The 15,048-nt window shown below is 72.1% G+C and carries 9 protein-coding genes; 3 read left to right on the top strand and 6 right to left on the bottom strand.

Annotation, left to right across the window (positions count from 1 at the left end; genetic code table 11):
- Positions 1–34 precede the first annotated feature (34 nt).
- The 3 genes from ACFYZA_RS31800 (at position 35) to ACFYZA_RS31790 (ending at position 4,444) form a co-directional block, all read left to right on the top strand.
- On the top strand, positions 35–1,528 hold the full coding sequence (locus ACFYZA_RS31800; RefSeq protein ID WP_382590363.1) for an amino acid permease: 1,494 nt from the start codon (positions 35–37) through the stop codon (positions 1,526–1,528).
- A gap of 72 nt (positions 1,529–1,600) precedes the next feature.
- Entirely contained in the window at positions 1,601–3,088 is a 1,488-nt protein-coding gene (locus tag ACFYZA_RS31795; RefSeq protein ID WP_388494216.1) for a glycosyltransferase family 39 protein, read from the top strand.
- 204 nt (positions 3,089–3,292) lie between these two features.
- A complete protein-coding gene (locus ACFYZA_RS31790; protein WP_388494215.1) occupies positions 3,293–4,444 on the top strand; it encodes a hypothetical protein in 1,152 nt (383 codons plus the stop codon).
- Between the two features lie 157 nt (positions 4,445–4,601).
- On the opposite strand, the gene ACFYZA_RS31785 is transcribed toward ACFYZA_RS31790, so the two are convergent.
- The 6 genes from ACFYZA_RS31785 to ACFYZA_RS31760 form a co-directional block, all read right to left on the bottom strand.
- Entirely contained in the window at positions 4,602–6,734 is a 2,133-nt protein-coding gene (locus ACFYZA_RS31785) for a 3-hydroxyacyl-CoA dehydrogenase NAD-binding domain-containing protein (protein ID WP_388494214.1), read from the bottom strand.
- Positions 6,731–7,957 (bottom strand): thiolase family protein, encoded by a 1,227-nt coding sequence (locus ACFYZA_RS31780; protein WP_382599585.1) that lies wholly within the window; start codon positions 7,955–7,957, stop codon positions 6,731–6,733. The genes ACFYZA_RS31785 and ACFYZA_RS31780 overlap by 4 nt, the downstream gene beginning before the upstream one ends.
- Positions 7,958–8,203: 246 nt before the next feature.
- Positions 8,204–11,839: a beta-galactosidase gene (locus tag ACFYZA_RS31775; protein ID WP_388494213.1), complete on the bottom strand. Its 3,636-nt coding sequence runs from the start codon at positions 11,837–11,839 to the stop codon at positions 8,204–8,206.
- 196 nt (positions 11,840–12,035) lie between these two features.
- Positions 12,036–13,319, bottom strand: coding sequence for an HRDC domain-containing protein (locus tag ACFYZA_RS31770; protein WP_388494212.1), 1,284 nt, complete (start codon positions 13,317–13,319; stop codon positions 12,036–12,038).
- 78 nt (positions 13,320–13,397) lie between these two features.
- Positions 13,398–14,060: a response regulator transcription factor gene (locus tag ACFYZA_RS31765; protein WP_114039865.1), complete on the bottom strand. Its 663-nt coding sequence runs from the start codon at positions 14,058–14,060 to the stop codon at positions 13,398–13,400.
- A 269-nt stretch (positions 14,061–14,329) separates the two neighbouring features.
- Positions 14,330–14,983: a DUF3000 domain-containing protein gene (locus ACFYZA_RS31760; protein ID WP_388494211.1), complete on the bottom strand. Its 654-nt coding sequence runs from the start codon at positions 14,981–14,983 to the stop codon at positions 14,330–14,332.
- Positions 14,984–15,048: the final 65 nt, after the last annotated feature.

Raw genomic sequence — 15,048 nt, 5'->3', positions numbered from 1 at the left:
ATGGCGAGGACGATGAGCTAGCGGAGGTGCACGGGTGGCCAGTAAAGGTCTGTTCCGGACCAAATCGATCGAGCAGTCAATCCAGGACACAGAGGAGCCAGAACACGCGCTCAAGAAGTCCCTGTCCGCGCTCGACCTCACCGTTTTCGGGGTCGGAGTCGTCATCGGCACCGGCATCTTCGTCCTCACCGGCAAGGTCGCCAAGGAGAACGCCGGGCCCTCGGTCTCCATCGCGTTCGTGGTCGCGGGCGTGGTGTGCGCGCTCGCCGCGCTCTGCTACGCCGAGTTCGCCTCGACGCTGCCGGTGGCCGGATCGGCCTACACCTTCTCCTACGCCTCGCTCGGCGAGCTTCCCGCGTGGACCATCGGCTGGGACCTGGTGCTGGAATTCGCGCTCGGCACGGCGGTGGTGGCGGTCGGCTGGTCCGGTTACGTCCGCTCGCTCCTGGACAACGCGGGCTGGCACCTGCCCGAGGCGCTCAGCGGGCGCGACGGCGCGCACGGCTTCGGCTTCGACATCCTGGCCGCCGCCCTCGTCCTGGTGCTCACCGTCATCCTCGTGCTCGGCATGAAGCTGTCGGCCCGGGTCACCTCGGTCGTCGTCGCCGTCAAGGTGACCGTCGTCCTGATCGTGATCATCGCGGGCGCGTTCTTCATCACGTCCTCCAACTACTCGCCGTTCATCCCCGAGGCGCAGCCGCAGAGCGCGGGCAGCGACCTCAAGGCGCCGCTCATCCAGCTGATGTCCGGGTACGCCCCCACCAACTTCGGCGTGATGGGCATCTTCACCGCCGCCTCGGTCGTCTTCTTCGCCTTCATCGGCTTCGACGTGGTGGCGACCGCCGCCGAGGAGACCAGGAACCCGCAGCGGGACATGCCGCGCGGCATCCTCGGCTCCCTCCTCATCTGCACGGTCCTCTACGTGGCCGTCTCCGTCGTCGTCACCGGCATGCAGCACTACACCGAGCTGTCGGTGGACGCGCCGCTGGCCGACGCCTTCAAGGCCACCGGACACCCCTTCTACGCCGGCGTCATCAGCTTCGGCGCCGCGGTGGGCCTGACCACGGTGTGCATGATCCTGCTGCTCGGCCAGACCCGGGTGTTCTTCGCGATGAGCCGCGACGGGCTGCTGCCCCGCTTCTTCTCGCACGTCCACCCGCGCTTTCGCACCCCGCACCGGCCGACCATCCTGCTCGGCGTGATCATCGCGATCGTGGCCGGCTTCACCAGCCTCAGCGAGCTCGCCGAACTGGTCAACATCGGCACCCTGTTCGCCTTCGTCATCGTCTCGGTCGGCGTCGTCATCCTGCGCCACACCCGCCCCGACCTGCCCCGCGCCTTCCGCACCCCGCTGGTGCCGTGGGTGCCCGCCCTCGCGGCGGCCGCCTCGCTGTGGCTGATGATCAACCTGCCCGCCGAGACCTGGATCCGGTTCGCCGTGTGGATGGCGATCGGCATCGTCATCTACTTCGCCTACGGCCGGCGGCACAGCATGGTCGAGAGGCGCGCCGACCACAACTCCCAGTAACCGGCGCCCGATTCCGCGTGGCCCCGTATGTCCCCGCGATCCGGGCGTACGGGGCCGCATAGGGTGGCTCGCATGCTCGCCGAGCCGCCGCCCTCACTACGATCCGTGACCACGAGCATGCTGCCGGGCCAGCGCCGCCGCCCCGCCGGTCCCGCCCCCGCCTCCTACTGGCGGCGGCTGCTCCCGGTCCTCGCCGTCCTCGCCCTGCTCACCCGCCTCCCGTCGTTCCGGCATCCGCTGTGGAATCCCGACGAGGGCTATCTCGCCGTCCAGGCCCGCCTGTTGGCGAGCGGCGGCACCCTGTACGCCACCGTCGTCGACCGCAAACCGCCCCTGCTGCCCTGGCTGTACGAGGCCGCGTTCGCGCTGTGCGGCGACGGTTCGCTCGGCCCGCTGCGCCTGGCCGCCGTCGCCGCCCAGCTCCTCACCGCGCTCGCGCTCGCCTCCACCGCCCGCCGCCGCTGGGGCGACCGCGCGGGTCGCGCCGCGGGGGTGCTGTATCTGCTCGTCTCGGTGGGGCTCAACCCCGAGGACGCCCAGGCCGCGACCTTCGAGGTGTTCATGCTGCCGTTCACGGCGGCCGCCGTGCGGTGCGCGGACCGCGGCCAGTGGGCCCGGGCGGGGCTCGCGGTCGCCGGGGCCTGCCTCACCAAACAGACCGGCGGCGCGGCCCTCGCCCCCGTCCTGTATCTCCTGTGGCAGCAGCCCCGCACGCGCCCGACAGCGCTGCTGCGTACGGGAGTTGGCGTCGCGCTCCCCGTCGTCGCGGTGGCGCTGCTCACCGGGCCCTCGCGCTTCCTGTTCTGGACGGTCACCGGCTCGTCCTCGTACGCCTCCTTCGCCGGGTCCGAACTCCACGTCCTGGCAAGGGCGTTGACCAACGCCATCATCCTGGCCGCGGGCTGCGCCGGGCTCCTGCCGCCGGTCGTGCGGGTGCTGCGCATCGCGCGGACCGGGGCCGCCGACCTGTGGCTCTGGCTGATCGCGTCGTCGGGGGCGGTGCTGCTCGGCTTCCACTTCTTCGGCCACTACTACCTCCAGCTCATCCCGCCCCTGGTGCTCCTCGCCACCGGCGCCCTCCAGATCCTGCCGCCCTACCGGCTCACCAGCGCGCTGCTCACCTCCGCCTGCGCCTGTGCCCTGTTCCTGCTGTGGGGCCTGCTCGCACCCCGCCCGGACCTCGCCCACACCGAGCGCCTCGCCGCCGCAGTCGAGGCCCGCACCGGCCCCGCGGACCGGGTCCTGGTGTGGGGCATACACCCGGAGACGTACTGGCTGGCAGGCCGCGTCCCCGCGAGCCGCTATCTGACCGCGGGGCTGCTCACCAACTACAGCGGCGGCCGGGACGGCCCCCAGGTGGGGGAGAAGTACGGGGTCGCCGGCGCCTGGCCGGTGTTCCGCGACGAACTCGCCGAGCACCCCCCGGCGCTCGTCGTCGACGACTCCCGGGGCCTGCCCTTCGCCCCCGACCACCTGCCGAGTCTGAGGCGCTTCCTCGACGCGCGCTACCAGCGCGGCGCCGTGGTGGACGGGGCCGTCTTCTACGTACGCGCGGGATGACCCCCGGGCCTCACCCGGCCGGGCGAACGCGAACGGGTGGAAGCCTCGTCCGGGCGCCGCCGACCAGCGGCGAAAAGCCGCACGTCGGGACGGAAATCCCGGGGAAATCGGGGGTGGCCACCAGTGTTATGGTCGCTGGAAGTCGCTGGTGTGCTGGACCCGGACGCGTCGCGCGGATCCGGTGGGGAAAGGTGGTCGTGGACCATGGCAATGAGGTCTCGACAGGCATCGGGCGCGCAGCCCGCACGGGCCGGGGGCATCGTCACCGCACCGGTCCCCGCCACTCCCGTCGTGACGGCCGACGACGGCCGTCCCACGGTCACCGACTGGCTCCGGCTCGGCAAGGACGGCCGGCTCTCCGCGTACGCGCCCGCCGCCGGCGGCGTGGCCCGCTGGACCGAGTCACGGCCGGGCGGCGCGTGGACGGGCCCCGAGCTCGTCGCGCCCGGTAAGGGCCTCCAGGGGCACCTCTCGATCGCCCAGGGCACCGACGGCTACGTCCATCTGACGGCGCTGCGCCACACCCCCGTCGAGGACGGCGGCACGTGGAGCGAACTCGTCCACGCCATCCAGTACCAGTCGGGCCGTCCGGTCAAGAACTGGGCCGTGGTGGGCTCCCCCTACCCGCGCCGCGACTGGAAGCTCGGCCTCAAGATGGGCCACCCCTCGGTGGGCGTGGACACGGCGGGCAACGCGCAGATCGTGGTGCGCAACGCGTTCGGCGGCGTCTCCGCGCGCGGCCAGGAGCCGTCCGGCAAGTGGGGCGGCTGGGCCGACCTCAACGGCAACGGCGCCGACCGCTCGATATCCGTCGTCGCGTCCGCCGGCGGCAGGATGGCCATCCACGCCCCGTCCGACAACGGCATCATGCGCTTCGAACGGGCCGCGGCGGACGCCCCGTTCGAGCGGATCGAGAAGCTCGCGGCCGCCCCCGAGACGGCCACCGTCAACGGTCTGGAGACCGGCGAGGGCGGCCGGGTCACCTTCTTCCTGCGCGACGCCAAGTCCGGCGAACTGCGTGCCTGGCGCGGCGACGGCCCCACCGAGGCGCTCGGCGGCCGGGGCACGGGCCCCGTCGCGGTCCTGCGCACGGAGATCGACGGCGTCGACTGCACGGTGCTCGCCCAGCGCGACCGCGACGGGCGGCCCGCGATAGCGGTCTACCCCACCGAGCAGGAGGGCGCCGGGGTCAGCTGGACCGCGACCGGCGAAGTCTGCGCGGGCGCACCGGCGTTGACCCTGGACGCGGACGGCCGTGTCGTCCTCGGCGTGTTCACCGAGGACGGCGGTCTGCGGATCACCCGCCAGCGCACCGACGCGCCGGGCCTGGCCCTGGAGGCCTGGCAGCAGGTCTGACGTACGACGAGCACGCACCGGGGCCCGGGACCGCACCAGCGGTGCCGGGCCCTCACGCATGGGTGACGTGAAGTCAACTCCCTTGCCCGGCACGGCACATGGGTACGAGAACGGCCCCGCACCGAGGTGCGGGGCCGCTCTCGTCAGGACAGACGGGTTACGCGGGGACGCTCGCGACGCCCTGCGCCAGGAACTTCTTCCCGTTCACGCGCTCCGAGACGCCCTCGCGGTCCAGGTACGGCGTGATGCCGCCCAGGTGGAAGGGCCAGCCGGCGCCGGTGATCAGGCACAGGTCGATGTCCTGGGCCTCGGCGACGACGCCCTCGTCCAGCATCAGACCGATCTCCTGCGCCACCGCGTCCAGGACGCGGTCACGGGTCTGCTCCTCGGTCAGGGCGACATCGCCCTGCTTGAGGAGGGCGGCGACCTCGGGGTCCAGCTCCGGCTTGCCGGAGTCGTAGACGTAGAAGCCGCGCTTGCCCGCCTTGACGACCGCGGCCAGGTTCTCGGAGACCGTGAAGCGGTCCGGGAAGGCGCGGTGGAGGGTCTCGGACACGTGCAGGCCGATGGCGGGGCCGACCAGCTCCAGGAGGACCAGCGGCGACATCGGCAGACCGAGCGGCTCGACGGCCTTCTCGGCGACGGTGACCGGGGTGCCCTCGTCGATGACGTTCTGGATCTCGCCCATGAAGCGGGTGAGGATGCGGTTGACGACGAACGCCGGGGCGTCCTTCACCAGGACCGCGGTCTTCTTCAGCTTGCGCGCCACCCCGAAGGCCGTGGCCAGCGAGACGTCGTCGGTCTGCTCGCCGCGGACGATCTCCAGGAGCGGCAGGATCGCGACCGGGTTGAAGAAGTGGAAGCCGACGACCCGCTCGGGGTGCTTCAGCTTGGACGCCATCTCGGTGACCGAGAGCGAGGAGGTGTTGGTGGCGAGGATCGCGTGCGCCGGGGCGACCGCCTCGACCTCCGCGAACACCTGCTGCTTGACGCCGATCTCCTCGAAGACGGCCTCGATGATGAAGTCGGCGTCCGAGAAGCCCTCGGCCTTGTCGAGGACGCCGGAGACCAGGCCCTTGAGGCGGTTGGCCTTGTCCTGGTTGACGCGCGACTTGGCGAGCAGCTTGTCGATCTCGGCGTGGACGTAGCCCACACCCTTGTCGACGCGCTCCTGGTCGATGTCGGTCAGGACGACCGGCACCTCCAGGCGGCGCAGGAAGAGGAGGGCGAGCTGCGAGGCCATCAGGCCCGCGCCGACCACGCCGACCTTGGTGACCGGGCGCGCCAGGTTCTTGTCCGGGGCGCCGGCCGGGCGCTTGGCGCGCTTCTGGACCAGGTTGAACGCGTAGATGCCGGACCGCAGTTCGCCGCCCATGATGAGGTCGGCGAGCGCGCTGTCCTCGGCGTCGAAGCCGGCCTGGAGGTCGCCGTCCTTGGACGCCGCGATGATGTCCAGGGCGCGGTAGGCGGCCGGGGCCGCGCCGTGCACCTTCGAGTCGGCGATGAAGCGGCCCTTGGCGACGGCCTGGTCCCAGGCCTCGCCGCGGTCGATCGCGGGACGCTCGACGGCGATGTCGCCCTTGAGCACGTTCGCGGTCCACACGAGGGACTGCTCCAGGAAGTCGACACCCTCGAAGAGGGCGTCGGCGATGCCGAGTTCGAAGACCTGCTTGCCCTTGAGCTGGCGGTTCTGGTTCAGCGAGTTCTCGATGATGACCGAGACGGCCTTCTCGGCGCCGATCAGGTTGGGGAGCAGCGCGCAGCCGCCCCAGCCCGGGACCAGGCCGAGGAAGACCTCGGGCAGCGAGAACGCGGGCAGCGCCTTGGACACGGTGCGGTAGGTGCAGTGCAGACCGACCTCGACACCGCCGCCCATGGCCGCGCCGTTGTAGTACGCGAAGGTCGGCACGGCCAGCGCGGAGAGGCGCTTGAAGACCTCGTGGCCGCTCTTGCCGATGGCGAGCGCGTCCTCGTGGCGCTTGAGGATCTCGACGCCCTTGAGGTCGGCGCCGACCGCGAAGATGAACGGCTTGCCCGTGACACCGGCGCCGACGATGGAGCCCTCGGCCGCCTCCTTCTCCACCTGGTCGATGGCGGCGTTCAGGTTCGCCAGCGAGCCCGGGCCGAAGGTGGTCGGCTTGGTGTGGTCGAAGCCGTTGTCGAGCGTGATGAGCGCGAAGCGCCCGGCGCCGTAGGGCAGTTCGAGGTGGCGTACGTGCGCGGACGTCACGACCTCGTCCGGGAACAGCTCGGCCGCGCCCTTGAGAAGCTCAGCGGTGGTGGTGCTCACTTGCTGCCTCCGGCGTCCTTGTGGTGCGGGTTCTCCCAGATGACCGTGGCGCCCATGCCGAAGCCGACGCACATGGTGGTGAGGCCGTAGCGGACCTCCGGCTGCTCCTCGAACTGCCGGGCCAGCTGCGTCATCAGGCGGACGCCGGACGAGGCGAGCGGGTGGCCGTAGGCGATGGCGCCGCCGTACTGGTTGACGCGCGCGTCGTCGTCGGCGATGCCGTAGTGGTCCAGGAACGCGAGGACCTGGACGGCGAACGCCTCGTTGATCTCGAAGAGATCGATGTCACCGATCGACAGGCCCGCCTTGGCGAGGGCCTTCTCGGTGGCCGGGATCGGGCCGTAGCCCATGACCTCGGGCTCGACGCCGGCGAAGGCGTACGAGACGAGGCGCATCTTGACCGGGAGGCCGTTCTCGCGGGCGAACTCCTCGGACGCGATGATCGAGGCGGTGGCGCCGTCGTTGAGACCGGCCGCGTTGCCCGCGGTGACGTTGCCGTGCACACGGAACGGCGTCTTGAGGCCCGCGAGGCTCTCCAGGGTGGTGCCGGGGCGCATCGGCTCGTCGGCGGTGACGAGACCCCAACCGGTCTCACCCACCTCGGAGTTGGTGTTGCGCACCGAGACCGGGACCAGGTCCTGCTGGATCTTGCCGTCGGCGTACGCCTTGGCGGCCTTCTCCTGCGAGCGCACCGCGTACTCGTCGGCGCGGAGCTTGGTGATGTGGGGGTAGCGGTCGTGCAGGTTCTCGGCGGTCATGCCCATGAAGAGGGCGGACTCGTCGACCAGCTTCTCGCTGACGAACCGCGGGTTGGGGTCGACGCCCTCGCCCATCGGGTGGCGGCCCATGTGCTCGACGCCACCGGCGATCACGGCGTCGTACGCGCCGAACGCGATCGAGCCGGCGACCGAGGTCACGGCGGTCAGGGCGCCCGCGCACATGCGGTCGATGGAGTAGCCGGGCACGGACTGCGGGAGGCCCGCGAGGATGCCTGCCGTACGGCCCAGGGTCAGGCCCTGGTCGCCGATCTGGGTGGTCGCCGCGATGGCGACCTCGTCGATCTTCGCGGGGTCGAGGGCCGGGTTGCGGCGCAGCAGCTCGCGGATCGCCTTGACGACCAGATCGTCGGCCCGGGTCTCGTGGTAGATGCCCTTCGGGCCCGCCTTGCCGAACGGGGTGCGGACGCCGTCGACGAAGACGACGTCCCTGACGGTACGAGGCACGATGGCTCTCCTCCAGGGTGCGGGGTGGCACTGCACTGCTGCGCACGCGACTGAGCGCGCGCTCACTCCACCCATGCTACTTACGAGTAACCAGCATGCCCACCCCCGGGGCCGGGAGCGGCGAACGTCACACCCCCTGGCCCCGCCGGGGCCGCGCCCCGGACCCCCCGCGTGGGCTTCGCCCCCTGCGCCCCCGTTCAGCCACGCACGGTCCGCGGCCGAACTGAACCCCACCCCCCGGAAGGGTCAGCCGCAGGCGAGCCGCGCGGACCCCCAGTCCCCGTGGTCCAGCCCGTTCCCGTCACCCCCGTCGGCCACGACGAGGTCGACCACCCGCGCCCCGGAGACGTCCGCGGCCAGCGGCACCGCGGCCTGCCGCCCCCGCAGCACCCCCGTCGAGGCGACCTCCCGGCCGTCCGCCAGGACCGTGAAGGACACCGAGCCGCCGCCACCCGTCTCGTCGTCCACCCCGACCGACGCCGTGAACCGCGAGCACACCCCGCCGAGGAACACCGTCACGTCACCGTTCGCATGCACCCCGAGCCCCTTCGGGTAGGAGACGCCCGCGATGGACATCGCGTGGCCGTCGCCCGCCGTGTCCTCCCCATTGGAGGTGTCGCGCTCCACCGGCCCCCACCCGTTCGTCGCGGTGAAGTCGAGACCGGCGAGATCGTGCGTGCCCGCCCCCGGCGCCGGGGGCGGCGAGGCCACCGTGAGCGCGGCGGACGCCGAACCGCCCCCGTACCGCGCGAGCGCCGAGAGCGCCGCCGACCAGGGCCGCGCCCCGGCCGCCGCCGTCACCTTCCAGGTGCGGGTCGCCGTGCGCCCCGCGGGCACGTTCCCGAGCGCCCGCGTGAGCGGCGCCGAGGCCGTCCAACCGTCGGGCAGGCGCAGCGTGAGCGAGGTTTCCCGGGCCGTGGTCGCGCGCGGCGTGAAGGCCGCCGTGACCTCGCCCGTGGCGCCGCGCGGGATCGCGTCCGGCGCCACGATCCGCACGTCCCCGCTCGCCCGCGGATCGCGGTTGGCCGTCGCCGACCAGCCCGGCGAGGCGATGTCCCCGTACCGCAGCGGCGTCGTGTGGTTGCCGTACGCCCGCAGGCTCACCTTCCCGAGCCCGTCGCCGGCCGCGTCCTGGCCGATCACCGCGATGGCGACCGTGTTGTGGCCGTGGGTGCGCAGCATGCCGGGCTGTACGGGGAAGGACTTCTGCGGCCCGAGGTCGTTCACGTACAGGCCGGCCATCCAGCCGTTGACGTAGACGAGCGCCCGGTAGTGCTTGGCCCCGTCGTCCGAGAACGTCAGGCCCAGCGGTACGTCCTGGCCCTGCGGCAGGCGGAGGTCGAAGCCGGTGCGGTACCAGGTGACGCCCGCGGTGGCCGTCCGCGTGTCCGGCAGGGAGGTGACGGGCCAGCCGGCGTCCGGGTAGCCGGGCAGGTGCATTCCCTGCCGTTCGCCGTACAGGCCACCGGTGTTGAGCCCGCCGCGCACCGGGTCGACGAGGTCCTCGCCGCCGAGCGCGCCCTGCAGCCGCCACCCGATCCCCCGGGCCGAGCCGACGAGCCGCACCGAGGTGAGGCCGCGCGGCTGCTTGTGGCTGTCGTTCGCCGACCAGTCCTGTTCGTGCGCCATGTCGGCGGCCAGCACCGCGAGGACGTTGTCCTGGCCCGGCTTCAGCGCCCCACCCGGCACGGCGAACACGTGGTTCGCGTCGGCGGAGCTGCCCAGATACGTGCCGTTGAGCCACGCCAGGTAGCAACCGCCGTTCCCTGTACTGGCGTTGACCTGGATGCCGGACTCCGTCCCGGCGGCCGAGAAGTGGCCCCGGTACCAGACGGACCCGGCGTGGAAGCCGTAGTCGTCCGCCGAGAGCACCGGCTTGTCCGCGGCCCGCCACGCCGCGTCGTCGAACCCGGCCCGCGCCTCCGGCGTCTCGCGCTGGACCCGCCAACTCCCCAGCGCCGGAAGGGAGACGGGCTTCGGCCCGGCCAGCACACTCCCCGCCGGGTCGAGCGCGCCCGGCGCGGGAAGGCCGTTCCAGCTCACGGACGTCGCGGCCGTGCCGGTCAGTACGCGCAGCGGGGCCGCCTTGTCGGTGTCGCCGGTGAGCTTCAGTACGCCCCTGTCGTACGAGGCGGTCCGCAGCAGCTCGGGACCGCTCGCCAGGACCGGGCCCCCGGGAGTGTCCAGCCGCCAGTACGTGTCGGCTGTCGCATCGTCAGCGAGCAGCAGGAGAACGGGAGTTGAGCCGTCGGCGGGGGTGATGAGGACCTGCGCCAGGCCGTCGTGGGTGTAGTCGAGCCGCAGATCGCCGCTCGCCGCGTCCCAGGTCTGCTTCACCTGTCCGCCGAGCACCTTCACCGCCGGCCGGGCGGCGTACCGCAGCACGCTCTCGCCGTCCTGCCCGTGCCGTCCGTAGAGCAGCGCCACGTCCCGGGGGCCGAACGTTCCGTGCGTCATGAGCTCCGACGTCGAGTACACCAGCCGCTGGTGGTCCATCGCGTAGTCGGAGACCAGCAGCTTCGAGTCCCGGCCGTCGACCGTGAGCGTCGTGCCGGGCTCCTGCGGCACCGACGCGTATCCGCCGAGCGCGAGGTGGGTGGTGTCCTTCGCCCTGTCGTTGACGTCCTTGTGCCGCACGACCGTGATCGTGGTGCCGTCGTCGGGGTTGCGCCGGTCGCGGCGCAGCACGGCCGCGTTGTCGGGCGGGCTCGCGGCCGCGCTCTCGGTGTGCGTCAGCGGCGCCACCGACTGGACGAGGTACCCGAGCCGCTTGTCGACCAGGTACTTCTCGCTGAGCTGGCGGTCCTCCTGGATGGGCGCGCCGTAGTCGTAGGAGCTGTAGACGGCGCCGGGCGAGGGCAGCCAGCCCCAGGAGGTGCCGCCGTAGGCCATGTAGAAGTTCTGCAGGGTGGCCCCGGAGGCGATGTTGTTCTCGTACGCGGCCTTCTCGAAGTCGCCGTCGGTGAGCTGCCGGCACTTGTCGAAGCCCGGGCCGCCCCACGGGTCGAACGAGCCGCCTTGGAATTCGGCCAGAAACAGCGGTTCGTCACTCTTCTTCGCACCGGACAGATCGGGCAGTCCGTGCCAGGTGTCCGGGCTCGAGCAGTTGAAGCCCTGCGGGTAGGAGTCGTGTCCGTCGATGTCGAGTTCCCTGGCGAACACGCCGTTGTGGTTGCCCGTCAGGGGGACCGTGATGCCGTCCGCGCGGGCCTTGTCGACCAGGTGCTGGATGTAGGCATGGCCGTCGGCGGTGTCCTCGTAGTACTCGTTCTCGACCTGGTAGGCGATGACCGTGCCGGTGCCGTTGGTCAGCTGGTGGCGGGCCAGGACCGGGTCGATCCTCGAGAGCCATTCGTCGGCGGCCGCCAGGTAGTCGGGGGCCGTGCTGCGGGCCTTGCCCCGCTGGGTGACGAGCCAGCCGGGGAAACCGCCGCCGTCGGTCTCGGCGTTGATGTACGGGCCGGGGCGGGCGATGACGTAGATCCCCACCTCCCGCGCGATGTCGAGCAGCCGGTCGACGTCGCGGACGCCGGTGAAGTCGTAGACGCCGGGCTTGGGGGAGTGGAAGTCCCAGTCGAAGTAGATGGAGGCCGCGTTGAACCCGCCCGCCTTCATCTTCTGCAGGACGTCCCGCCAGGCGTCGGGGCTGGGCAGCCGCCAGTAGTGGAACTCGCCGGACCAGATGGACAGGGGCTTGCCGTCGATGGTGAGGGCGTGGTCGTCGTGGCCGACGGTGTGGGCGGCGGCCGGGGCCTCGGGGCGGGCCTGCGGGCGCGTCTGCGGGTCGGCCTGGGCGGCGGGCGCGGCGGCGGTGAGGCCCCCGGCGCTCAGGGCGAGCGCGGTCGTGACCGCGAGGGCCGCCGCGCGTAATGGCGTGCGCATGTCATTCCTTCCGTGGTGCGGAGGGCACTTGAAAGAATCTGATGCGGCGCACAGCCTAAAGCTGTTCGAGGCTGTTGGATATGGTCCGGTCTTGGGGAATTCTGGGCCACCGGCGGCGTGAGAATCCCGGGGGTGTCCGGACGTGGCCGGGCCCGCGGCGACAGCAGTACACCGCGGGCCCGTATCGCTCAGCCGGTCAGGACTTGGCCGGGGTTTCGGTGAGCGCCGCCGCGAGCAGCGGGGTGACCTGGGCGATCTGCCAGGGCCTGGCGCCGTACGAGGCCAGGGCGGACGCCACCGCGGGCTCGGACCGGTCGCCCGGAGGCTCCCAGCACACCCGTCGCACCGTGTCCGGAGTGATCAGGTTCTCCTGCGGCATGTTCAGCCGCTCGGCGAGCTCGGAGACGGCCGCGCGGGCCGCCGAGAGCCTGGCCGCGGCGGCCGGGTCCTTGTCCGCCCAGGAACGCGGCGGGGGAGGGCCCTGAAGCGCCTGGCCGGGCTGCGGCAGCTCCGCCTCCGCCAGGGCCTTCGCGCGGTCGACGGCGGACTGCCACTGCTCCAGCTGACGCCGCCCCATCCGGTGCCCGAACCCGGGCAGCGCGGTCAGCGCGTTCACATGGGCGGGCAGCGCGAGCGAGGCCTCGATGATCGCGGAGTCGCTGAGCACCTTGCCCGGCGAGACGTCCCGCCGCTGCGCGACCTTGTCCCGGGCGGTCCACAGCTCGCGCACGGCCGCCATCTGACGCCGCCTGCGCACCTTGTGCATGCCCGAGGTGCGGCGCCAGGGATCCTTGCGGGGCGGCGCGGGCGGGGCGGAGGCGATCGCGTCGAACTCCTCGTGGGCCCACTCCAGCTTGCCCTGCCGGTCGAGCTCGTCCTCCAGCGCGTCGCGCAGGTCGACCAGGAGCTCCACGTCCAGGGCCGCGTACCGCAGCCAGGGCTCGGGGAGCGGCCGGGTCGACCAGTCGACGGCCGAGTGGCCCTTCTCCAGGGCGTACCCCAGCACGCTCTCGACCATCGCGCCCAGGCCCACCCGCGGGAAGCCCGCGAGCCGGCCGGCCAGCTCGGTGTCGAAGATCAGGGACGGAACCATGCCTATTTCGCGCAGGCAGGGCAGATCCTGGGTGGCGGCGTGCAGGATCCACTCGGTGTCCGAAAGCACCTCCCCGAGGGCGGAGAGATCCGGACATCCGACGGGGTCGATGAGCGCGGTGCCCGCGCCCTCCCGGCGGAGCTGCACGAGGTAGGCGCGCTGCCCGTAGCGGTAGCCGGAAGCGCGCTCGGCGTCGACGGCCACGGGGCCGGTGCCGGCCGCGAAGGCGGCGACCACTTCGGCCAGGGCCTCATCGGTGGCAACGACAGGCGGAATGCCCTCTCGGGGCTCCAGCAAGGGAATCGGCGCCTTGTCGACGTCGTCCGGGGGAGCGCCCCCGGTGGTTCGCAGTGCTGTCTCTGCTGCGGTCTTATGGGCGTCGGTCACCTGTCAAGGGTATCTGTGTATGCACGGAGCCCGTCGACGGAACGTTCCGTCGACGGGCTCGTGAGGGTCGTAAACCGGTCAGTGGATGATTCCGGTCCGCAGCGCGACGGCCACCATTCCGGCGCGGTCACCCGTGCCGAGCTTGCGTGCGATCCGGGCGAGGTGGGACTTGACGGTCAGAGCGGACAGGCCCATCGAGACGCCGATGGCCTTGTTGGACTGGCCCTCCGCCACGAGCCGGAGCACCTCGACCTCACGGCCGGAGAGCTCGCGGTAGCCGCCCGGGTGGCTCGGGGCACCCGGGGGGCGGCGGTGCATACGGGCGGCTGCGGCGCCGATGGGGGCGGCGCCGGGACGGCCGGGGTGCCCGATGTTGGTGCGGGTACCGGTGACGACGTAGCCCTTCACGCCGCCCGCGAGGGCGTTGCGCACGGCGCCGATGTCGTCGGCCGCGGACAGGGCCAGGCCGTTGGGCCAGCCGGCGGCTCGGGTCTCGGACAGCAGGGTCAGCCCGGAACCGTCGGGCAGGTGGACGTCGGCAACGCAGATGTCGCGCGGGTTGCCGACGCGGGGACGGGCCTCCGCGATGGACGACGCCTCGATGACGTCACGTACTCCGAGCGCCCACAGGTGCCGGGTGACGGTGGAGCGGACTCGGGGGTCGGCAACGACGACCATGGCCGTCGGCTTGTTCGGGCGGTAGGCGACCAGGCTTGCGGGCTGCTCAAGAAGAACGGACACCAGGCCTCCTGGAAAGGTGCGGGACGAAGCCGGCTCGGGGATGAAGCCGGGGCGAACCGTGCAGTTAGGGTCACAAACCTCTTCGGCACCAAACCCCTCGGCCTTTAGAGAATGATCACGATTTGGTGAGAAACATTTAGGGCAATTCGGACAGGCGCTCGATCGTCGAGTAATCGGCGGGGCGCGCGGCCCCCGCGAGAGCGTGCCGAAAACGCCCCGCGCCCCGCCGGAAGCGGGGCGCGGGGCGCGGGGCGAGAGGTGAGCCGACGTCAGCGGGGGTCGCGCCGCTGGGGCAGGGTGACCACGCCACCGCTCGCCTCGGTGGTGCCCGAGGCCGGTGGCAGACCCGCGATCTGGCACAACAGATCGCACCAGGCGGCGAGATGGCCCGCCGTGTCCGGCACCCCGCCGTGGCCCTCGCGCGGAGTCCAGGAGGCCCGGATCTCGATCTGGGTGGCCGGAAGGCGTTCCGAGAGGCCGCCGAAGTAGTGCGAACCGGCCCGGGTGACCGTGCCGCCGGCCTCCCCGTAGGACAGCCCGCGCGCCTCCAGGGCGCCGGTCAGCCACGACCAGCACACCTCCGGCAGCAGGGGGTCGGCCGCCATCTCCGGCTCCAGTTCGGCCCGTACGAGGGTGACCAGGCGGAAGGTGCCCTGCCAGGCTTCGTGTCCGGCCGGGTCGTGCAGCAGGACGAGCCGGCCGTCGGCGAGGTCGTCCTCGCCCTCGACGACCGCGGCCTCCACGGCGTAGGCGTATGGCGCCAGACGCTGGGGCGGACGCGTCTCGTCCACCTCGATCTCGGGGCGCAGTCGCGCCGTGCGCAGTGCGTCGACGGCCCGACGGAAGGGGATCGGAACGGTCGTCCCGTCCGCGGCTTCCCTGCCGTCAGCGCCATCCGAAGTTCGTCCCTGAGCGGCAGCCATGCGGGGAAGACTAGGCGGAACGGGCGCCCGGCGCCGGTAGGGACACCCGGCCCGGGGCAGCGGCT

This window comes from Streptomyces sp. NPDC001828 (assembly GCF_042892175.1).
GTDB lineage: Bacteria > Actinomycetota > Actinomycetes > Streptomycetales > Streptomycetaceae > Streptomyces.
Note: the sequence above shows the minus strand (reverse complement) of the source record. Positions and strands in the feature narration are given on the sequence as shown.

Bases quoted from the DNA above. Each gene is read 5' to 3' on its own strand.
- ACFYZA_RS31795 (WP_388494216.1), top strand. From the start codon at position 1,601: ATGCTCGCCGAGCCGCCGCCCTCACTACGATCCGTGACCACGAGCATG.
- ACFYZA_RS31790 (WP_388494215.1), top strand. From the start codon at position 3,293: ATGGCAATGAGGTCTCGACAGGCATCGGGCGCGCAGCCCGCACGGGCC.
- ACFYZA_RS31775 (WP_388494213.1), bottom strand. From the start codon at position 11,839: ATGCGCACGCCATTACGCGCGGCGGCCCTCGCGGTCACGACCGCGCTC.
- ACFYZA_RS31760 (WP_388494211.1), bottom strand. From the start codon at position 14,983: ATGGCTGCCGCTCAGGGACGAACTTCGGATGGCGCTGACGGCAGGGAA.